Raw genomic sequence first — 18,744 nt, forward strand, 5'->3', positions numbered from 1 at the left:
ACCGCTGTGCCACACCCCGCTGCGGCAACACCCGCTGCGGCATTCACCTCTAACGGACATCCCATTGAGGCACAACCTGATGCGGCAAGTCCCCTCTCAGCACTGCAGGCCCTGCGCCAGCGCGGTGCCGCGCACTACGACCCGGTGCGCTTCCACGGCATCGAGTCGCTGGCGCGCCGCGCCGAAGCCCGGCACGGCCACGCCCGTACGCTGATCGACGCGCGCGTCATGGCGCTGCTGGCGGCCTATGGCGCCGACTTCGAGCGCAGCGCTGGCCCACTGGCCCCAGCAGCACCGTCCACGCGCGCACCCGGCCCGCTGGCCGTACTGCTGGAGGAGTTGTCCGGCCAGACCGCCTGGAGCCTGCCTGCGGCTGGCGCCACCACTCCCGGCGCGCAGGGCCTGGCCCATGCGCCCGAGCTGAAATCCCTGCACTACTTTCGCGGCACCTGGTCGCGCCTGAGCGCCGAGCGCAAGTTGTCACAGTCACAGGCCAAGCTGCCCGACAACGCCGGCCCGCTGCATTCGCACCGGCTGATGCACCGCGCGCTGACGCTGATGCGCACGCTCTCGCCGGCCTACCTGGAGCGCTTCATGGGCTATGTCGAGACGCTGCAGTGGCTGGATAAAGCGCAGGAGGCCCCCGCGCCGGCCGCCAAGGACAGCCCGCGCCCGAAGGCGGCGCGCAAACCGGCGCGCGGCGCCAAGCGCTGAGAGCTTGAGCCCCCTGCGAAGCGGGGAACACGCGGTCGCGTGACCGCCCCCCAGCTGCTGTCGCGCAGGCGGCTGGATGCTGCTTCAACGCGACGTATCGTCTGCGGCCCGAGCGAATCACGCCACTGGAGACCACCCACATGACCCTTCGCCGCCGCACCGCGCTGGCCGCAGCCGCCGCATCCTGGCTGGCCGCCCTGCCCACGCAAGCCCAGGACGCCACGCACAAGCCGATCCGTTTCGTCGTGCCGTTCCCGCCCGGCAGTGGCACTGACACCTCGGCCCGCTACTTTGGCCGCAAGCTGTCAGAGCTGACCGGCCAGCCCGTGGTGGTCGAAAACCGCGCCGGCGCCAATGGCTTTCTGGCGGTGCAGGCCGTGCTGGCGGCGCCGGCCGATGGCACCACGGTGTTCATCGGCAGCAACTCCACATTGGCGGTGAACGTGGCGCTGTTCAAGCAGTTGCCCTACGACCCGGTGGCCGACTTCACGCCGCTGAGCATGATGATGCGTTCGCCCGCCCTGCTGATCGTGCCCGGCAACGCGCCGAGCAAGACGCTGGCCGAGCTGATCGCCGCGGCCAAGGCCAGGCCCGGCGCGCTGAACTACGGCGCCGGCTCGGCGGGCTACCAGCTGATGGCCGAGGCGTTCAACGATGCGGCCCAGGTGCAGACCACACACGTGCCATTCAAGGGCGCGAACGAGGCCGTGGCCGCCGTCGCGTCCGGCACGGTCGACCTGGCCTTTGCCGAGATGACCAGCGCGCAGGAGATGGTCAAGAGCGGGCGCATCCGTGCGCTGGCCGTGGCCTCGCAGCAGCCCACGGTCGCGCTGCCCGACGTGCCGATGGCCAGCGCCGCCGGCCTGCCGGGCTTCACGGCCTACACCTGGGTCGGCGCCATGGTGGCGGCCAAGACGCCCAAGGCCGAGGTCGACCGGCTGGCCGAGCTGCTGACGCGCATCGAGCGCCTGCCCGAGACGCGCACCTTCTACGAGCGCATCGGCGCCGAGGTGATGCAGGGCGGCCCGCAGGAGATGCGCGAGTTCCAGGCCGCCGAAATCCAGCTGTGGAAGCGCATCGCCACCCAGGCCAAGGTGCCGCAGCAATGAGCCTCGCCCGGCCGCCCGAAGAGGCTCGCTCCGCAGGCGAAGCCGAAGGCAGTGGAGTGAGCCACGCCCGGCCGCCCGAACAGGCTCGCTCCGCAGGCGAAGCCGAAGGCAGTGGAGTGCGCCACGCCCGGCCGCCCGAAGAGGCCCGCTCTGCAGCCCAAGCTGAACCTGGTGCACGGGGCGAGCATCCTCCAGGCGCGCTGGCCGGCATCCGCGTGCTGGACCTGTCCCGCGTGCTGGCCGGCCCCTGGGCCGCACAGCTGCTGGGCGACCTGGGTGCCGAGGTCATCAAGGTCGAGCGTCCCGGCACGGGCGACGACACGCGCACCTGGGGGCCGCCGTTCGTGCGCGACGGCGCGGGGGCGCCGACGACGGACGCGGCCTACTACCTCTGCACCAACCGCAACAAGCGCTCGATCACGGTGGACATGCAAACCCCCGCCGGCCAGGCTCTGCTACGGGACCTGGCGTGCCAGTGCGACGTGGTCATCGAGAACTTCAAGACCGGCAGCCTGGCAAAGGTCGGGCTGGACCAGGTGTCGCTGCGGGCACTGAACGCGCGGCTCGTCTACTGCTCCATCACCGGCTTCGGCCAGACCGGGCCGTATGCGCAGCGCGCCGGCTACGACTTTCTGATCCAGGGCATGGGCGGGCTGATGAGCATCACCGGCCAGCCCGATGGCCAGCCCGGCGCCGGGCCGATGAAGGTGGGCGTGGCGCTGACCGACATCCTGACCGGCCTGTACGCGGCCAATGCCATCCAGGCCGCGCTGCACGCGCGCACGCGCACCGGCCAGGGCCAGCACATCGACCTGGCGTTGCTCGATGTGGGCGTGGCCTGCCTGGGAAACCAGGCGATGAACTATCTGCACAGCGGTGTGGCGCCCACGCGCATGGGCAATGCGCACCCGAACACTGTGCCCTACCAGGACTTTCCGACGGCCGATGGCCACATGATCCTGGCGACCGGCAATGACGGGCAGTTCGCGCGCTTTTGCGAGGCGGCCGGCCACGCGGAGTGGGCGACGGACCCGCGCTTCGTGCGCAATACCGACCGGCTGCAGCACCGCGACGCCCTGGTCCCTCTGTTGCGCACGGCCACCGTGCAGCGCAGCACGGCCGAGTGGATCGCGCTGCTGGAGCAGGCGGGCGTCCCGTGCGGCCCCATCAACAGCATTGCGGACGTGTTCGCCGACCCGCAGGTGCACGCGCGCGGGTTGCAGATCAAGATGCCGCACGCGGGCGGCGCCGACGTCGCGCTGGTGGCCAACCCGATCCGCCTGTCGGCGACGCCCGTGCAGTACCGTGAGGCGCCGCCGCAGCTGGGCCAGCACACGCGTGACGTGCTGCACGACGTGTTGAACCTGCGTGAGGAAGACATCGATGCATTGCAAGCGAAAGGAGCGTTGGGATGAGCGCCCTTGACTCCCTGACCCTGACCGCGGTTCCGCCCGAAGACGCGGCGCTGCGCGAACCCGTGCGCGCCTTCCTGGCGGAAGCTTTGAAGGAAGTTCCGGCCCATGTCCGCGCCAAATCCTGGAGCGGCTACGACCCGGACTTCAGCCGCAAGCTGGGCGCCCAGGGCTGGCTGGGCATCACGCTGCCGCCCGCGTATGGCGGCGGCGGGCGCAGCGCCTTCGCGCGCTACGTGCTGGTCGAGGAGTTTCTGAATTGGGGCGCACCGGTCGGCTCGCACTGGATTGCGGACCGCCAGAGCGCGCCGCTGATCCTGCGCTACGGCAGCGAGGCACAAAAGCAGCGCTACGTGCCGCCCATCTGCCGAGGCGAATCCTTCTTCTGCATCGGCATGAGCGAGCCGGGCGCCGGCTCGGACCTGGCCAGCGTGCGCACGCGCGCCACACCGAACGCAGACGGCTGGCTGCTCAATGGCCAGAAGATCTGGACCACCAACGCCCACCACTGCGGCCACATGATTGCACTGGTGCGCACCTCGGGCGCGGCCGAGGATCGGCAAAAGGGCTTGTCACAGCTGATCGTGGACCTGAAGGCGCCGGGCGTGCGCGTGCGGCCCATCGTCGATCAGTCCGGCGACGCACATTTCTGCGAGGTGTTCTTCGACAACGTGCAGCTGGGCGCCGACGCGCTGATCGGCGAGGAAGGCCAGGGCTGGGCGCAGGTCAACGCCGAGCTGGCGTTCGAGCGCAGCGGGCCGGAGCGGCTGTTCTCCAGCATCGTCGTGTTCGACCAGTGGGTGGCCTGGGTGCGCACACCGCAAGGGCGCACGCGCGAGGCCGAGCGCCTGGCCGGCCGCATCGTCTGTCAGCTGGCGCCGCTGCGCGCGATGTCGGTGGCGGTGACGGAAAAGCTCACGCGCGGTGAGAGCCCCATCGTCGAGGCCGCGCTGGTCAAAGACCTGGGCACCGGTGTGGAGCAGCTGATCCCGGCCGCCATCGCCGACGACCTGTTTTCGCGCGAGGAAGGCAGCGTGCCACTGGCGCTGCTGCAGACGCTGGATTACGTGACGCAGGTCGCGCCCTCGTTCTCACTGCGTGGCGGCACGCGCGAGATCCTGCGCGGCATGATCGCGCGCGGCCTCGGCCTGCGCTGAGAAGGAAGACGAGACCATGGACGATCTATTCGAAGACGCGGCCGCGCAGCTGTTGCGCGACCTCTCCACGCCCGACGCCGTGCGCGCCATCGAGGCGGGCGGCGAATACCGCACGCTCTGGCAGGCCATCGAAGACGCGGGCTTCACCGACGCGCTGGTGCCTGAGGCCCAGGGCGGCGCCGGCCTGGCACTGCACGAGGTCTTCGGTGTGCTCACGCTGTGCGGTACGCATGCGGTGCCGGTGCCCCTGGGTGAGACGCTGCTGCTGCGGGGATGGCTGGCGCGCGCGGGCGCTGCGCTGCCGGGCGGCAGCATCGTGTTCGGCGAGGCCGAAGACCAGCCGGGCGAGCTCGTGTGCCCCCTCGTGCGCATGGGCCGAGTGGCCGACCAGGTGCTGGTCGCGCGCGGCGGCGCACTGCGGTTGCTGCCAGTGGCCACGGCCCAATCCACGCCAGCAGGCTTCGTGCTCGATGTCGCGCTGCGCTGGCCCGCCAGCGCCTGGGACGCCGCCACACCGGTGGCCGGCGACGCGCAGCAGCTGCGCACACTGCAGGCTGTGCAATACGCCGCCCAGCTGGCCGGCGCGCTGCGGGCGGTGTTCGACCGCACGCTGGCCTATGCCAACGACCGCCAGCAGTTCGGCCGACCGATCGGCAAGTTCCAGGCGATCCAGCACCAGCTGGCCGTGATGGCCGAGCAGGTGTTCGCCGCCCGCATGGCAGCGCAGATCGGCTGCCGCGCCGCCGATCTCGTGCCAGAGCGCTTGCACGCCGCCATCGCCAAAGCACGCACCAGCGAAGCCGCGCTGGAAGTGGCCAGCCTGGCGCACGCCATCCACGGCGCCATCGGCTTCACGGCCGAGTTCGACCTGCAGCTCTTCACGCGCCGGCTGCACGCCTGGCGCCAGGCGGCGGGCAGCGAGTCGTATTGGCACAGCGTGGCCGGACGGCTTCACCTGGACAGCCCACATGCCCTGGTGCTGGACACCCTGCGCAGCGCCACCGAAACACACTGAGGACAACCATGAGCTTTCTGACCACCGAGCGCGACGGCGCCATCCTGACCCTGACCATGAACCAGCCGGCCACGCGCAACGCGTTGACCGGCAACACGGCCGTCGACGAGTTCGTGCAGGCCTGCGCCGACATCGCGCGCGACACCTCGGTGCGCGCTGTGATCATCACCGGCGCCGGGCCGGTGTTCAGCTCGGGCGGCAACGTGAAGGACATGCAGCGCTTCTTCGGCAGCGCGCTGTCGCCCGAGGTGATCCGCGAGGAATACCGCAACGGCATCCAGCGCATTCCCAAGGCCTTGTACAACCTGGACGTGCCGACCATCTGCGCCATCAACGGCCCGGCCATCGGCGCCGGGCTGGACCTGACCTGCATGTGCGACATCCGCATCGCGTCCGAGACGGCCACCTTCGCAGAGAGCTTCGTCAAGGTCGGCATCGTCGCAGGCGATGGCGGCGCCTGGCTGCTGCCGCGCGCGGTCGGCATGTCAAAGGCCTGCGAGATGGCGTTCACCGGCGAAGCATTGAACGCGCAGCAGGCGCTGGCCTGTGGCCTGGTCTCGCGCGTGGTGGCGGCCGACGTGCTGATGGACGAGGCGCGCGCACTGGCCGCCAAGATCGCTGCCAACCCGGGCGGCGTGCTGCGCATGACCAAGCGGCTGCTGCGCGAAGGGCAGAACAGCACGCTGGAGTCGCTGCTGGAAATGTCGGCCGGCTACCAGGCCATCGCGCACAAGACGGCCGACCATGAGGAAGCCGTGCGCGCCTTCATCGAGAAGCGGCCGCCATCGTTTTCCTGATCAGTCGAACAGGCCCGGTTCGCCGAAGCGCGCCCGCTCGATCAATAGCATGCGCAGTTTGGTGTCCACGCCGCCGGGCGCCGAAAACCCGCCCGACCGGGCACCAGCCGCCACGATGCGGTGGCACGGCATGATGGGCGCGAACGGGTTCAGGCCCAGCGCCTGGCCCACGGCGCGCGCCGCACCCGGGTCGCCGAGGTCGGCCGCCAGTTCGCCATAGGTGAGGGTCTCGCCGGGCGGGATGGCGCGGGCCCGGGCGTACACGCGCTGGTGGAACGGCGCGATGCCGAGCATGTCCAGCGCCACATCCTGCAAGTCATCGCGCTCGCCCTGCAGCAGCCGCCGAGTGCGCTCGGCCGCATCGCGCACCGTGGGCGGCGGCGTTGCCATCGGCGCGCCGGGCACACGCTGGCGCAACCGGGCCAGCAGCCGCGCGTCGTCGCGATCCGGCAGTTGCACCGAGGCGATGCCGCGCGCTGACCAGCCGATGCCGCAGCGGCCGATAGGGGTGTCGAACAGGTACAGACCGGCCGCGTCCACGACGGGCGCCTCGGCGGATCAGGCCAGGTTGACCGGGCCTGCTGGCGCCGTTGGCGCGCCCAGGGGCGTGACGCGCCAGCCATCGCCGTCGCCATGGCGGTCGAAGCGCAAAGGCTGCGCGTTGGCCAGCAGGCTGGCGTCGGCCGCCACGCGCAGCGCAGCCGCCAGCACGTGCAGCGTGCCGCCGTGGGCCACGACCAACACGGGTGCCGGGTGCGCTACCGCGTCTGCCAGGGCAGCCAAGGTGCGGGCGACGAACTGGTCCAGCGTCTCGCCGCCGGCGGGTGCGCAATCCCAGTCAATGTCAGCAGACGAGCTGCCGATCAGCGCGCCGAAATGGCGCTCGCGCAGGCCAGCGTGCGGCAGGGGTTCGCGCTGCAAGCGGCGCGCGACGGCCAGGGCCGTGGTGTGCGCGCGCGGTGCATCGCTGCACACGATGTGGACGCCAGCTTCATCGGCCAGTTCGGCAGCCAATAGCTCGGCGGCACGCTCTGCCTGGGCCAGGCCGTTGGCGTTCAGCGGCTCGTCGATGTTCTGAAAGATGCGCAGCGCGTTGCGTGCCGTCTGGCCGTGCCGCAGGAAGTAAAAGCGCCGAACTGGCAGCGCGATGTCGCAGCCCGCTGCGCAGAGCGTCGGCAGGCGCTCCAGCCCGCGACCCAGCGCGTGTTGGCCACCGGTGCTCATGGCCTACTTGCTGTCGGCCTTGGTGTCGGTGAACCGGCCGTAGCTTTGCAGCCGGTCATAGCGCCTGTCCACCAGTTCCTTGACCTTGAGGTCGCTGACCTGGCGGTACGCATCGTTCAGGCCACGCTTCAGGAATGCGGCCATCTGTTTGTGGTCGCGGTGCGCGCCGCCGACCGGCTCGTTCACGATCTTGTCGACCAGACCCAGCGCCTTCAAGCGGTGCGCCGTGATGCCCAGGGCATCGGCCGCGTCCTGGGCCTTGTCGGAGGTCTTCCACAAGATGGACGCGCAGCCCTCGGGGCTGATGACCGAATAGATCGAGTACTGCAGCATCAGCACCTGGTCGGCCACCGAAATCGCCAACGCGCCGCCAGAGCCGCCCTCGCCGATGATGGTGGTGATGATCGGCACTTCGAGCTGCGCCATCTCGTAGATGTTGCGGCCGATGGCCTCGGACTGGCCGCGCTCCTCCGCGTCGATGCCCGGATAGGCGCCGGGCGTGTCGACGAAGGTGAAGACCGGCAGCTTGAATTTTTCGGCGGTCTTCATCAGCCGCAGGGCCTTGCGGTAGCCCTCGGGCTTGGTCATGCCGAAGTTGCGCAGCGCACGCTCTTTCGTGTCGCGCCCCTTTTGCTGGCCCAGCACCATGCAGGCATGGCCGTTGAAGCGCGCCAGGCCGCCGACGATCGACAGGTCGTCGGAGAAATGCCGATCGCCGTGCAGCTCGACGAAATCCGTGAAGATCTCGTTCACGTAGTCCAGCGTGTAGGGCCGCTCGGCATGGCGTGCGATCTTGGTGATCTGCCAGGGCGTGAGCACGCCGTAGATGTCCTTGGTCAGCTGCAGGCTCTTCTTGCCGAGCTGGTCGATCTCTTCGGAAATGTCGACGGCCGATTCGGTCTGCACGTAGCGCAGCTCTTCGATCTTGCCTTCGAGGTCCGCGATCGGCTGTTCGAAATCGAGGAAGGTTCGTTTCGCCAACGCCGTTCTCCTTATGCTGTCAATACCCGACCGGTAGCGGGTCGAGGGAGCGCCAAATATACCAAGTGGCCACGCTGCAGAAAGGCGCCCAGGCGGCCGCGACTTCGCGTGCGTCGCTGCGGCTGACGGGGTCGCCCGAGAAGTAGTTGTGGCTGATGCCGTTGATGAGCCCGACATCATCCAGCGGCAGCACATTGGGCCGCATCAGATGGAAGATCAGGAACATCTCGGCCGTCCAGCGGCCGATGCCGCGAATGGACACCAGCTCGGTGATGATGGACTCATCGTCCATCTCGTCCCAGCTGTCCACATGCAGCACGCCGCTGTCAAAATGCAAGGCCAGGTCGACCAGGTATTCGACCTTGCGCGCCGACAGGCCGGCCACGCGCATGTCGTCCACCTTGAGCTTCAGCACATTGGCCGGCGTCATCTTGCGTGGCAGCTGGTCGAAGCGGTCCCAAACCGTCTGCGCCGCCTTGACCGAGATCTGCTGGCCCACGATGCTGCGCGCCAGCGTGATGAAGGCATCGCCGCGCGTCTGCAGGCAGGCATCGCCGAACTGCGGGATCAACCGCTTCATCACGCGGTCCTTGCGGACGAGGTGTTTGCGCGCGTCTTCCCAATAGTGCGGCGTGAAGAGCTCGACGACGGGCTCGCTGACGACTTTTCTAGCCACCATGGACCATCCTCGCCGCGCCCGAGCGCGGCGCCTGGGAAGCGTGCGTCACTGCGCGGACTCCCAGGTCGTGCCAGAGGGCGAGTCCTTCAGGACCACACCCTTGTCGAGCAGCGTCTTGCGGATGCTGTCGGCTTCGGCAAAGTTCTTCGCGACCTTGGCGGCGGCGCGCTGCGTGATCAGCTCGGCGATCTGCATGGGCGTCAGCGCAGCGGCTTGCGACGCAAGCGCCACGTCTGCGCCAGCCGGGCGCCACTGCTTGAACGCCAGCGGATCGCCCTGCAGCAAGCCCAGCGTGCCAGCCAGCGCCTTCAGCAAACCGGCGGTCTCGGCCGAGCGCGTGCGGTTGACGTCGGCGGCCAGCTCGAACAACACGGCCACGGCTTCAGGCGTGCCGAAGTCTTCGTCCATCGCGGCCTTGAAGCGCGCTGCGGCCGGGTGCGCCCAATCGAGCGCCACCGACGCTGGCGCCACCAGCTCGAGGGCCGTGTACAGGCGGCGCAAGGCGCCTCGAGCGTCGTCAAGGTGCACGTCGCTGTAATTGAGCGGACTGCGGTAGTGGCTGCGGACGACAAAGAACCGCAATGTCTCCGCGTGGTACTGGTTCAGCACTTCGCGGATGGTGAAGAAGTTACCCAGCGACTTGGACATCTTCTCGTTGTCGATGTTCACGAAGCCGTTGTGCATCCAGACCCGCGCCAGGGGCACGCCGTGGGCGCCCTCGCTTTGCGCAATCTCATTTTCGTGGTGAGGAAACTGCAGATCGGCGCCACCACCGTGGATGTCGAAGGTCTCGCCCAGCAGCGCGCAGCTCATCGCTGAGCACTCGATGTGCCAGCCGGGGCGTCCCGGGCCATAGTCGCTGGCCCACTGCGCGTCGGCGGGCTCGTCGGGCTTGGCGGACTTCCACAGCACGAAATCGAGCGGGTCCTGCTTGCTGTCCAACACCGCCACGCGCTCGCCTGCGTGCAGTTCATCCAGCGACTTGCCTGACAACTTGCCGTAGCCGGGAAACTTGCGCACGGCGAAGTTCACGTCACCGCCGTCGACGCGGTAGGCCAGGCCCTTGTCTTCCAGCGTCTTGACGATGTCCAGCATCTGCGGCACGAAATCTGTCGCGCGCGGGTCATGCGTTGGACGTTCGATGCCCAGCGCATCGAAGTCGCGGTACATCTCCGCGACCATGCGATCGGTCAGCTGCCGCACGGTCTCGCCGTTCTGCACCGCGCGACGGATGATCCTGTCTTCGATGTCAGTGATGTTGCGCACGAACTCGACGGCGTATCCCGACGCGCGAAGCCAACGCTGCACCACATCGAACGCCACATTGGCACGCGCATGCCCCACATGGCAAAGGTCGTAAACGGTGATGCCGCACACGTACATGCGCACGTGGCCTGTTTCGATCGGGACGAAAACGTCCAACGCACGCGTCAGCGTGTTGTAGATGCGCAAGCTCATGAAATTTGGGGAAAACACAGGATCGTCGAGAAACATCCTGAGACTGTGGGACCGCTCGTCACTGGGGATCGAGGTCGGCGCGATGCCAGACCGCACAACCCCCTCGGCTACAATGCCCGGCAGTATATAGCCGCGTGCAAGGGCTGTCTGTACGCTTTCCGCAAGAGGTTTTATGAAGCAAGCGCTGTCCCGCATCCTGCCCTTGGCTCGCCTCATGATGGTCGCGCTCGCCGCGGTCGCTGCCCCCCAGGCCTACGCCGACGACTATGCCGATGTGGCCCAAATGATTCGCTCGGGCAAGCTGGCCGAGGCCCAGGCCAAGGCCGACCAATACCTCGGCGCCAAACCGCGGGATCCGCAAATGCGCTTCCTGAAGGGTGTGATCCAGACCGAGTCCGGCAAGCCCGCCGAAGCCATCGAAACGCTGACCGGCCTGACCCAGGAATTCCCCGAACTGCCCGAGCCGTACAACAACCTGGCGGTCCTGTACGCCAGCCAGAATCAGTACGACAAGGCCCGCACGGCACTGGAAATGGCGGTCCGCCTGAACCCCTCCTACGCCACCGCGCACGAGAACTTGGGCGACGTCTACGCCAAGCTGGCTAGCCAGTCGTATGGCAAGTCGCTTCAGATCGACGGCAACAATGCACAGGCCCAGCAGAAGGTGTCCACCTTGAGCAGCATGCTGGCTCCCAAGACCGGCAAGCCGGCCAAAGCGACCCGCTGATTTCCACAACGGTGGGGCTGCGGTGCAATGGCCCGCACAGCCACCGCATTGGCCCTGCGCAGTTCGCCGGGCCGACTTCCCGACGGACTCACATGCCCATGATTGCTGTTTCATCCACCCGCCGCGCCCTGCTGCTGGCGGCCGCCCTGGGGCTCGGTGCTTCGGCCCATGCCGCCGATGCGCCCCAGGTCCTGTTCAGGACCAGTGCCGGCAACTTCACGGTCGAGGTTTATCCGGACAAGGCGCCCCAGACAGTTGCGAACTTTCTGCAGTACGTGCGCGACAAGCACTATGACGGCACGATCTTCCACCGCGTGATCCCGACCTTCATGGTGCAGGGCGGCGGCTTCGATGCCAAGTACCAGCAAAAGCCCACGCGCGCACCGGTGGCGCACGAAGGTCGGCAGGCGCTGGCTAAGGGCGGCGACCGCAACGTGGTGGGTACCGTTGCCATGGCGCGTACCAGCGAGCCGAACTCCGCCACGTCGCAGTTCTTCATCAACGTGGCGGACAACGCGCCACTCGACCCAGTGCTGATCCCCGACGGGGACCCAGTGCGGCGCTTCGAGTACCAGGGCCGTGTGTTCGAGAACGTACCGCGCGACAGGCTGTTGAACGCCCAGCAACTGACGGGCTACACCGTCTTCGGCAAGGTCATCTCTGGTATGGACGTGGTACAAAAGATCAAGACCGTCCCCACCGGCCCGGGCGGCCCCTTCCCGACCGATGCGCCCACCGCGCAAATCCTCATCCAATCCGCTAATCAGGTGAAATGATATGACCAATCCGAAAGTCGAACTCCACATTGCCAAGCTGGGCGTCATCACGCTGGAACTCGATGCAGAGAAGGCGCCGAAGTCCACCGCCAATTTCTTGGCCTATGTAAGCAAAGGCCACTACGACAACACGGTGTTCCACCGCGTGATCCCAGGCTTCATGGTGCAAGGCGGCGGCTTTGAGCCCGGCATGAAGCAAAAAAGTTCGGACGCGCCCATCGACAACGAGGCGAACAACGGCCTGAAGAACAACAACTACACGGTGGCCATGGCGCGTACGAACGATCCACACTCGGCCACCGCGCAGTTTTTCATCAACGTGGCCGACAACGCGTTCCTCAACCACACGGCGATCTCGGCCCAGGGCTGGGGCTACGCCGTGTTCGGCAAGGTTGTCTCGGGCAGCGAGGTGGTCGACAAGATCAAGGCCGTCAAGACCGGACGCAAGGGCTTCCACGACGACGTGCCGGTAGAAGATGTGGTGATCGAGAAGGCCGTCGCCGTCTGATGGCTGCGGTGCCGGCCCTGCCGAGGTTTGCGGAGTTGGTGGCGCCCGACCACTGGCGCACCCTCGACTTCCTCTCGGATGTACATCTGCGGCCCGAAGATCCTTCGACCTTCGACGCATGGGCGAGTGCCATGGCCTCCAGCACCGCAGATGCGGTGTTCATCCTGGGCGATCTGTTCGAAGTGTGGGTCGGGGACGATGCACTCGACCCGACTGTCGGCGACGATTCGTCGATCGGCCAGTTTGAATTGGCATGCGCCCGGATCGTGCGCGCAACCGCACAGGCACGCCCGGTCTACTTCATGCACGGCAATCGCGATTTCCTTCTTGGCCAAGCCGGCAGGAGTGCAGCCGGTCTGCAGATGCTGGAGGATCCAACGGTGCTGACGTTTGCTGGCGAACGTTGGCTGCTCAGTCACGGGGACGCGCTGTGCCTTGATGATGTGGCCTATCAGCAATTTCGCCAGCAGGTTCAAAACCCCGCCTGGCAGCAGGCCTCGCTGCAGCATCCGCTGGCCCTGCGTCGCCAGATGGCGCGGCAGATTCGCCAGGCCAGTGAACAGCGCAAGGATCAGGGGCTGGGATACGCGGACGTAGACAGCGATGCGGCGCGAATGTGGCTGCAGGCGTCGGGCAGCCACACCCTGATCCATGGACACACCCATATGCCAGCCGACCACGACCTAGGCGATGGCATGCGCCGCGTTGTCATGAGCGACTGGGAAGCGGATGCGCAGCCCCCGCGTCTGCAGATCCTGCGGCTGAGTCTTTCGTCGCCCCCGCAACGGGTGGACGCCGCAGCCGCTAGCTGAACGACGACCGGCCGCTTCTGTTCGGATGGCCATGCCTGATCGGATGAGCAGCACCTGGCCGGATCGTTGGCAGAACGCGAGTCGCTGGCTTCGCGGCCTCGGGCGCCTCAGCTCGAGCACACCGGAGATCCCCGAGGATCTGTGGCAGCAAAGCATTGGCACATTCGCCTTTTTGACTGCCCTTGGAAGCGCGGACCGCGACAAGTTGAAACGGTTGGTCCGCGAGTTCCTCGGGCAGAAGGAGTTTTACGGTGCGGACGGCCTGAAGATCACCGACCAGATGGCAATTGCCATTGGAGCCCAAGCCTGCCTGCCTCTGCTGCACGTGCAGGCGCGTCCGGGCAAGTCGGACCTGTCCTCCGGATCGGTCTTGGCCTGGTACAGCGACTTCGTCGGCATCGTGGTGCACCCAAGTGAGGTCGTCGCACGCCGCGAACACATCGACGACGCCGGTGTCGTCCACTACTACGACGAGGTGCTCGCGGGCGAAGCCATGGAACTCGGCCCAGTCATGCTGAGTTGGACCGACGTGGCCGACGCTGGCCTGACCGCGGACCGGGGCTACAACGTGGTGATCCACGAGTTCGCGCACAAGATCGACATGGCCGACGGCGTAGCCGATGGCTGCCCTTGGCTCTGGCCAGGGTTCATGGGCCACCGATCCGCAGACGAGGCCAGACGTGTCTGGCTGTGCATCTGGCAGGAGGCTTACGATGCGTTCTGCGACCGCGTGCTGATCGCCGAAAGATTCGGAGGAACCCAGCCCTGGCTGGACCCGTACGGCGCACACAGCCTGGAAGAGTTCTTTGCAGTGGCCTGCGAAGCGTATTTCGTCAATCGAGAAAGGTTCGGCGAGGAATGCAACACCTTGCTGGCGCTGCTCGACGCGTTCTACCGCAGCACCCCATCAGGGCCTGCGGGCTGACGCTGATCAGTGCTCCCAAACGGGCACTGGCCCCAGACGCGCCGCCAGAAATTCCAGCAGGGTCCGCAGGCTGGCCGGTTGGTGGCGACGCGACACGTAGACACCGTAGATGCCCACGCTGTCGGACTGCCATTCCGACAACACGGCCACCAGTTCGCCACTGTTGAGCAGGGGAGCGACGACGTAGTTGGGCAGCAGTGCAAGGCCCCCGCCAGCGCGCACTGCGTGGACGAGGCCCATCACGTCGTTGGCGCTGAAACTGCCTGAAACCTGGACCAACCGCTCGTCATCGCCGCGCGCGAAGCTCCACTGGCTTTTCTCGACGCGTGAATGCGCCAGGCAGTTGTGCTGCGTGAGATCCTCCGGGGTGTTCGGCGTGCCGTTCTTCACCAGGTAGCTGGGGGCGCAGCACAGGACTGTGCGGAACGTCGCAAACTTCTTGGCGATCAATGCCGGATCGAGTTCGTTGGTCATCCGAATCGCCAAGTCGATGCGGTCGTCGACCAGATTGAGCGTCTGGTCGCTGAGGACCAGATCGATCTTGGTGCGCGGATACCTCGCAAGGTAGTCCACCATGATCGACGCCAAGTGGGTCTGCCCAAATGCGGGGTTGCAAAGCACACGAATTTGGCCGTGCGGCTCGGTGTCCCGCTGGCCGACCACTTGCTCTACATCGTTGACAAGTTCGAGCAGCTGGCGGCTTCGCACCACACAGGCTTCGCCGGCTTCAGTCAGTGAGAGGCGCCGCGTCGACCGTTGCAAAAGTCTCGCACCCAGCCATCGCTCTAATTCGCCGATATGCCGGGTCACCATTGCCCTCGACATGCCCAATGTGTTGGCAGCCGCCGTGAAGCTGCCTCTGGTCACAACCTCGCTGAACACTCGCATTGCGGAAATTCGATCCATTGCCACACCTATTCATCATTTTGTTCGGCTCCGGTGCCTAGCGTTCATTCGCCAGCAGAGTGGACAAATCTTAAGGTGAGCCCTCCAATTCGGTACACAAAAAAGTCACATTTACAGTTGAATACGATTTTTCTGCGTTTTAACCAACATTATTCACGGCTGAATTGTATGCTATTTTCACTTGTCAGAGTTTTTGTACCAAAAACATCAAGATCTGGTCTATTTCAGTAACCAAATTTTCAAACGCTTAACACCTGACACCAACCGGGCGGGATCATGTGACGCGAAGCACCATCGCAGCCAACCGTCTGCTTCAGGTCCGAATGCACTGCCGGGCGCCACACCCAGCCCGGCATCCCGCACGAGGGCTTTAGCGACAGACAAGGAATCGTCCAGCCCTGCGATCCGGAAGAACGCATACATGCCACCCGCTGGTAAAGCCACCTGAACCGCCGGAAGCTCGGCCAGCAGCGGGATCAGGATGTCGCGGCAGTTACGCAATCGCTCGACCACGCCAGGCGTCACAAGCTCTTCGTTCTCCAGCGCAGCCAGGCCAGCACGCTGGACGAAAACGCTGGCACACGAGGTGTTGAACTCAATCAACTTGCCCATGTGGGGCGTCATGGTCGCCGGCATGACCAGCCAGCCCAGACGCCACCCTGTCATCAGAAAGCTCTTGGAAAAACTGTGCACGACGACCAGTCGATCCGTAGGCTGCGCTGCGTCCAGAAAGCTCGGCGCGCACGCATTGGGCGCAGGCTCGAAATACAGCCGCTCGTAGACCTCGTCTGCCAGGATCCAGGTGCCGGTCAACCTGCAATGGGCCAACAGCGCCGCCTGCTCTGCAGCTGTGAGGGTCCAGCCCGTCGGGTTGTTGGGGGCATTGACGATCAGCAGCTTCGTGGCGGGCGTGATGGCCGCCAGCAGGCCATCGAGATCGAGCTCCCAATGCCCCGCACGCGCGCCCTCCTGCACAGGGCGCAACGGCACACACCGCACGCGCGCGCCCATGATCGCCGGCTGGGCCGTCAGGTTGGGCCACACCGGGGTGACAGCCACCACGTCGTCGCCGGCTTCCACGAGGGCCTGCACGGCGAGCATCAAGGCGTTGACGCCGCCAGATGTGACGGCGATGCGCTCCACATCGACAGGCCCGTGCAGGGCGCTCATGTACCGCGCGATGGCTTCGCGCAGTTCAGGCAGGCCGAGGTTGTGCGCGTAGAAGGTCTCGCCGCGCTCCAGCGATGCGATGGCAGCGCGCCGGATGAAATCGGGCGTCACTTCATCGCTTTCCCCGAACCAGAAGGGGAGAACGTCATGGCGGCCCAGGCCGGCATTGGCGACCTCACGAATTTGGGAGGCGGCCAGCTGTTCGATCACTTGTCGCATGTCGTTGTCCGATGCTCAAAATGTGCGCTATCGCACAGGGGCCCCATCGTAAACAACGCCCTGGTCAACCCGAGCGCAGTGCCGTCGTTGACACGCTCTATTCAAGCGAAGGAACGTCGATGCGCTACTCGAACCTGGCTGTGTTGTGGATGGCATGTGCATTGACTCTTGGCAGTGCGTCAGGCGCGATGGCAGCCCCGGAGAAAAAAGCCAAACTGGCAGCGGGCACTCAAGCTGCCAAGCCAAAGGGCGCCATGCCCAAGTTCATCCCCAGCGCGTCGCAGGAAAGCACCAGGGAGCGCGAACGCCGCCTGCTGCGCGAGTGCAAGGGTCGGCCCAACGCCGGTGCCTGCTCAGGCTTCGCCAGCTGATTCGGCATCGGGCCATCACAGACTTGGCCGGTACATCACGCAGCTGGTCGGCATTTCGGCGCCCGCAGCAGCGACCTGCTTGATGACGCGGAAGCCGTAGCCCGAGCCCTCGACATCGAACGGGACGCCAGGCGCGCCCTGGCGGTCCATCAGACCCACGACCAGCGCCTGCTGAAACTGGTGATCGGACGCCCGCATACGGCCGGCCCGCCCTGACAAGCTGACCGCCGCTTGCTCCAACGCCAGCCCGACCTGCAACGCATCGAGCCGACCGGCTTTCTCGATCGCCTGGGCAAGAGCCTCCACCATGAGTTGCATCCGCATGTGGACATAGTCGTCTGCCGGCTTCGGATAGCGCTGGCGGAAAGAGCGATAGAACGCCTCGCTGGAATCCGTCGCCACATTTGGCAACCAGTCAGCCACCGCGACAACCTTGCCGATACCGGCGTCCCCGATCGCCGCGGGCGCGCCCAGCGCGTTGCCGTAGAAGGTGTAGAACTTGCCGTCGAAGCCCGATTCGCGGGCCGCCTTCACCAGCAGCGTCAGATCGTTGCCCCAATTGCCCGTGATCACCGCTTGGGCGCCGCTGGCCTTGATCTTGGCGGCGTACGGCAGGAAGTCCTTGATGCGGCCCAGCGGATGCAGCTCGTCGCCGACGATCGCCACGTCCGGGCGCTGCGCCGTCAACTGGCGCCTGGCTTCGCGCAGGACCGCTTGGCCGAAGCTGTAGTCCTGCCCCAGCAGATACACACTGCCGACGCTTCGGTCGTCCTTGAGCACCTCCATCAACGCCGCCATCCGCATATCGGCATGCGCATCGAATCGGAAGTGCCAGAAGCTGCAGCGCTCGTTGGTCAGCGCGGGGTCGACGGCGGAATAGTTCAGATACAGCAGCCGCTGCGCCGGCATGCGTTCGTTGTGCTTGTTGATCGCATCGAGCAGCGCAGCAGCCGTCGCCGATGAATTGCCCTGGGTCACGAATTGGACCCCGTCGTCGATGGCCGCGCGCAGTGCGCTCAGTGCTTCTTCGTTCTGGCCCTTGCTGTCGTAGCGCGTGATCTCCAACATCCGCGCGCCGCCCGGCAGCTTCAATCCGCCGCGCGCATTGACACGTTCTGCCGCCCACACCAGGTTGCGGAACACCGCCTCTCCCGTGTTGGCAAACGGGCCGCTCAGCGTCTCGATCATGGCGAGGCGGACCGGACCGCCCTGCCCGCGCACTGGCGCCAGCGCGCCGGCAGATAGCGCCGCGATCACCGTTTTCAAGACCATCCGGCGAACATCATTCATCAAAAAAACCCCTTGAAAATCATAGCGTTGCGCACAGATTGGATGCATGTGGCGCTCGTGTTGAGAGCCGCGGAGTTTAAGAGGATCCACCCATGTTGTTCGCCCCCGTCATCCGCCAGTCCAGCTACAGCCCTGTCGCCCGTTCTGTGGACCGCAGCTTCGAGCGCTTCTTCAACGAGGTGGCCTCCGTGCGCCAGAACGGCACCAAGAGCCACAGCTTCACCCAGGACGCACAGTCCTGGACCTTGAGCGTGGACCTCCCCGGCATCGCCAAGGACCAGCTGACCATCGGCATCGAAGGCGCCGTGGTGCGGATCGAGAGCCTCGAGTCCGCAGCCCGCAAGGTGAAGGCCGCTTATGAACTGCCACTGGACATCGACGCCGCCGCCAGCACCGCCACGTTGGAGCACGGTGTTCTGACGCTCAAGCTGGCGAAGAAGCTGCCCGTCAGCAACGTCGCCAAGCTGGCGATCCAGTGAGAGCAGCGCGACTGG

Annotated in this window: 21 protein-coding genes; 13 read left to right on the plus strand and 8 right to left on the minus strand. The window is 66.2% G+C overall.

Annotation, left to right across the window (positions count from 1 at the left end; translation table 11 throughout):
• The first annotated feature begins 6 nt into the window (after positions 1–6).
• From AC099J_RS27110 to AC099J_RS27135, 6 genes are all read left to right on the plus strand, one after another.
• The gene (locus AC099J_RS27110) at positions 7–714 is read left to right on the plus strand and encodes a DUF2894 domain-containing protein (RefSeq protein ID WP_479618415.1); all 708 of its coding nucleotides are present in this window, start codon (positions 7–9) and stop codon (positions 712–714) included.
• A 140-nt stretch (positions 715–854) separates the two neighbouring features.
• A complete protein-coding gene (locus tag AC099J_RS27115) occupies positions 855–1,823 on the plus strand; it encodes a Bug family tripartite tricarboxylate transporter substrate binding protein (protein ID WP_479618416.1) in 969 nt (322 codons plus the stop codon).
• Positions 1,820–3,238, plus strand: coding sequence for a CaiB/BaiF CoA transferase family protein (locus AC099J_RS27120; protein WP_479618417.1), 1,419 nt, complete (start codon positions 1,820–1,822; stop codon positions 3,236–3,238). The genes AC099J_RS27115 and AC099J_RS27120 overlap by 4 nt, the downstream gene beginning before the upstream one ends.
• Positions 3,235–4,392 carry an acyl-CoA dehydrogenase family protein gene (locus AC099J_RS27125; protein ID WP_479618418.1) on the plus strand — a complete coding sequence of 386 codons (1,158 nt, stop codon included), beginning with the start codon at positions 3,235–3,237 and terminating at the stop codon, positions 4,390–4,392. The genes AC099J_RS27120 and AC099J_RS27125 overlap by 4 nt, the downstream gene beginning before the upstream one ends.
• Positions 4,393–4,408: 16 nt before the next feature.
• Positions 4,409–5,407, plus strand: a complete 999-nt coding sequence (locus AC099J_RS27130; RefSeq protein ID WP_479618419.1) for an acyl-CoA dehydrogenase family protein — start codon at positions 4,409–4,411, stop codon at positions 5,405–5,407.
• An 8-nt stretch (positions 5,408–5,415) separates the two neighbouring features.
• Positions 5,416–6,204, plus strand: a complete 789-nt coding sequence (locus tag AC099J_RS27135; protein ID WP_479618420.1) for a crotonase/enoyl-CoA hydratase family protein — start codon at positions 5,416–5,418, stop codon at positions 6,202–6,204.
• On the opposite strand, the gene AC099J_RS27140 is transcribed toward AC099J_RS27135, so the two are convergent.
• The 5 genes from AC099J_RS27140 to cysS are packed head-to-tail and all read right to left on the minus strand — an operon-like array spanning position 6,205 to position 10,546.
• A complete protein-coding gene (locus AC099J_RS27140) occupies positions 6,205–6,744 on the minus strand; it encodes a methylated-DNA--[protein]-cysteine S-methyltransferase (RefSeq protein ID WP_479618421.1) in 540 nt (179 codons plus the stop codon).
• Between the two features lie 18 nt (positions 6,745–6,762).
• Entirely contained in the window at positions 6,763–7,428 is a 666-nt protein-coding gene (locus AC099J_RS27145; RefSeq protein WP_479618422.1) for a histidine phosphatase family protein, read from the minus strand.
• Between the two features lie 3 nt (positions 7,429–7,431).
• Positions 7,432–8,409 carry an acetyl-CoA carboxylase carboxyltransferase subunit alpha gene (locus AC099J_RS27150; protein ID WP_479618423.1) on the minus strand — a complete coding sequence of 326 codons (978 nt, stop codon included), beginning with the start codon at positions 8,407–8,409 and terminating at the stop codon, positions 7,432–7,434.
• A gap of 19 nt (positions 8,410–8,428) precedes the next feature.
• Positions 8,429–9,088 (minus strand): DNA-3-methyladenine glycosylase family protein, encoded by a 660-nt coding sequence (locus AC099J_RS27155; RefSeq protein ID WP_479618424.1) that lies wholly within the window; start codon positions 9,086–9,088, stop codon positions 8,429–8,431.
• Positions 9,089–9,133: 45 nt separating this feature from the next.
• Complete coding sequence (cysS, locus tag AC099J_RS27160; RefSeq protein WP_479618530.1) at positions 9,134–10,546, minus strand: cysteine--tRNA ligase; 1,413 nt, start codon at positions 10,544–10,546, stop codon at positions 9,134–9,136.
• A gap of 172 nt (positions 10,547–10,718) precedes the next feature.
• Between cysS and AC099J_RS27165 the strand changes: the two genes are divergently transcribed.
• The 5 genes from AC099J_RS27165 (at position 10,719) to AC099J_RS27185 (ending at position 14,294) form a co-directional block, all read left to right on the plus strand.
• On the plus strand, positions 10,719–11,273 hold the full coding sequence (locus AC099J_RS27165; RefSeq protein ID WP_479618425.1) for a tetratricopeptide repeat protein: 555 nt from the start codon (positions 10,719–10,721) through the stop codon (positions 11,271–11,273).
• Between the two features lie 92 nt (positions 11,274–11,365).
• A complete protein-coding gene (locus AC099J_RS27170; RefSeq protein WP_479618426.1) occupies positions 11,366–12,049 on the plus strand; it encodes a peptidylprolyl isomerase in 684 nt (227 codons plus the stop codon).
• A 1-nt stretch (position 12,050) separates the two neighbouring features.
• The gene (locus AC099J_RS27175; RefSeq protein WP_479618427.1) at positions 12,051–12,557 is read left to right on the plus strand and encodes a peptidylprolyl isomerase; all 507 of its coding nucleotides are present in this window, start codon (positions 12,051–12,053) and stop codon (positions 12,555–12,557) included.
• Entirely contained in the window at positions 12,557–13,369 is an 813-nt protein-coding gene (locus AC099J_RS27180) for a UDP-2,3-diacylglucosamine diphosphatase (protein WP_479618428.1), read from the plus strand. The genes AC099J_RS27175 and AC099J_RS27180 overlap by 1 nt, the downstream gene beginning before the upstream one ends.
• A 43-nt stretch (positions 13,370–13,412) precedes the next feature.
• On the plus strand, positions 13,413–14,294 hold the full coding sequence (locus tag AC099J_RS27185; RefSeq protein WP_479618429.1) for a M90 family metallopeptidase: 882 nt from the start codon (positions 13,413–13,415) through the stop codon (positions 14,292–14,294).
• Between the two features lie 6 nt (positions 14,295–14,300).
• On the opposite strand, the gene AC099J_RS27190 is transcribed toward AC099J_RS27185, so the two are convergent.
• Together AC099J_RS27190 and AC099J_RS27195 are read right to left on the minus strand one after the other, a co-directional pair.
• Positions 14,301–15,200: a LysR family transcriptional regulator gene (locus AC099J_RS27190; protein ID WP_479618430.1), complete on the minus strand. Its 900-nt coding sequence runs from the start codon at positions 15,198–15,200 to the stop codon at positions 14,301–14,303.
• Between the two features lie 219 nt (positions 15,201–15,419).
• Positions 15,420–16,589: a pyridoxal phosphate-dependent aminotransferase gene (locus AC099J_RS27195; protein WP_479618431.1), complete on the minus strand. Its 1,170-nt coding sequence runs from the start codon at positions 16,587–16,589 to the stop codon at positions 15,420–15,422.
• Positions 16,590–16,708: 119 nt separating this feature from the next.
• Between AC099J_RS27195 and AC099J_RS27200 the strand changes: the two genes are divergently transcribed.
• A complete protein-coding gene (locus tag AC099J_RS27200; protein ID WP_479618432.1) occupies positions 16,709–16,960 on the plus strand; it encodes a hypothetical protein in 252 nt (83 codons plus the stop codon).
• 15 nt (positions 16,961–16,975) lie between these two features.
• On the opposite strand, the gene AC099J_RS27205 is transcribed toward AC099J_RS27200, so the two are convergent.
• Positions 16,976–18,250 (minus strand): branched-chain amino acid ABC transporter substrate-binding protein, encoded by a 1,275-nt coding sequence (locus AC099J_RS27205; RefSeq protein ID WP_479618433.1) that lies wholly within the window; start codon positions 18,248–18,250, stop codon positions 16,976–16,978.
• 92 nt (positions 18,251–18,342) lie between these two features.
• On the opposite strand from AC099J_RS27205, the gene AC099J_RS27210 reads away from it, so the two are divergent.
• Positions 18,343–18,729 carry an Hsp20/alpha crystallin family protein gene (locus tag AC099J_RS27210; RefSeq protein ID WP_479618434.1) on the plus strand — a complete coding sequence of 129 codons (387 nt, stop codon included), beginning with the start codon at positions 18,343–18,345 and terminating at the stop codon, positions 18,727–18,729.
• The last annotated feature ends 15 nt before the right edge of the window (positions 18,730–18,744 follow it).

Source organism: Rhodoferax sp. RT4P68, assembly GCF_056521305.1.

Coding starts and splice junctions, on each gene's coding strand:
- AC099J_RS27115 (WP_479618416.1), top strand. CDS start 855: ATGACCCTTCGCCGCCGCACCGCGCTGGCCGCAGCCGCCGCATCCTGG.
- AC099J_RS27120 (WP_479618417.1), top strand. CDS start 1,820: ATGAGCCTCGCCCGGCCGCCCGAAGAGGCTCGCTCCGCAGGCGAAGCC.
- AC099J_RS27125 (WP_479618418.1), top strand. CDS start 3,235: ATGAGCGCCCTTGACTCCCTGACCCTGACCGCGGTTCCGCCCGAAGAC.
- AC099J_RS27130 (WP_479618419.1), top strand. CDS start 4,409: ATGGACGATCTATTCGAAGACGCGGCCGCGCAGCTGTTGCGCGACCTC.
- AC099J_RS27135 (WP_479618420.1), top strand. CDS start 5,416: ATGAGCTTTCTGACCACCGAGCGCGACGGCGCCATCCTGACCCTGACC.
- AC099J_RS27145 (WP_479618422.1), bottom strand. CDS start 7,428: ATGAGCACCGGTGGCCAACACGCGCTGGGTCGCGGGCTGGAGCGCCTG.
- AC099J_RS27155 (WP_479618424.1), bottom strand. CDS start 9,088: ATGGTGGCTAGAAAAGTCGTCAGCGAGCCCGTCGTCGAGCTCTTCACG.
- cysS (WP_479618530.1), bottom strand. CDS start 10,546: ATGAGCTTGCGCATCTACAACACGCTGACGCGTGCGTTGGACGTTTTC.
- AC099J_RS27165 (WP_479618425.1), top strand. CDS start 10,719: ATGAAGCAAGCGCTGTCCCGCATCCTGCCCTTGGCTCGCCTCATGATG.
- AC099J_RS27170 (WP_479618426.1), top strand. CDS start 11,366: ATGCCCATGATTGCTGTTTCATCCACCCGCCGCGCCCTGCTGCTGGCG.
- AC099J_RS27175 (WP_479618427.1), top strand. CDS start 12,051: ATGACCAATCCGAAAGTCGAACTCCACATTGCCAAGCTGGGCGTCATC.
- AC099J_RS27180 (WP_479618428.1), top strand. CDS start 12,557: ATGGCTGCGGTGCCGGCCCTGCCGAGGTTTGCGGAGTTGGTGGCGCCC.
- AC099J_RS27185 (WP_479618429.1), top strand. CDS start 13,413: ATGAGCAGCACCTGGCCGGATCGTTGGCAGAACGCGAGTCGCTGGCTT.
- AC099J_RS27190 (WP_479618430.1), bottom strand. CDS start 15,200: ATGGATCGAATTTCCGCAATGCGAGTGTTCAGCGAGGTTGTGACCAGA.
- AC099J_RS27195 (WP_479618431.1), bottom strand. CDS start 16,589: ATGCGACAAGTGATCGAACAGCTGGCCGCCTCCCAAATTCGTGAGGTC.
- AC099J_RS27200 (WP_479618432.1), top strand. CDS start 16,709: ATGCGCTACTCGAACCTGGCTGTGTTGTGGATGGCATGTGCATTGACT.
- AC099J_RS27205 (WP_479618433.1), bottom strand. CDS start 18,250: ATGAATGATGTTCGCCGGATGGTCTTGAAAACGGTGATCGCGGCGCTA.
- AC099J_RS27210 (WP_479618434.1), top strand. CDS start 18,343: ATGTTGTTCGCCCCCGTCATCCGCCAGTCCAGCTACAGCCCTGTCGCC.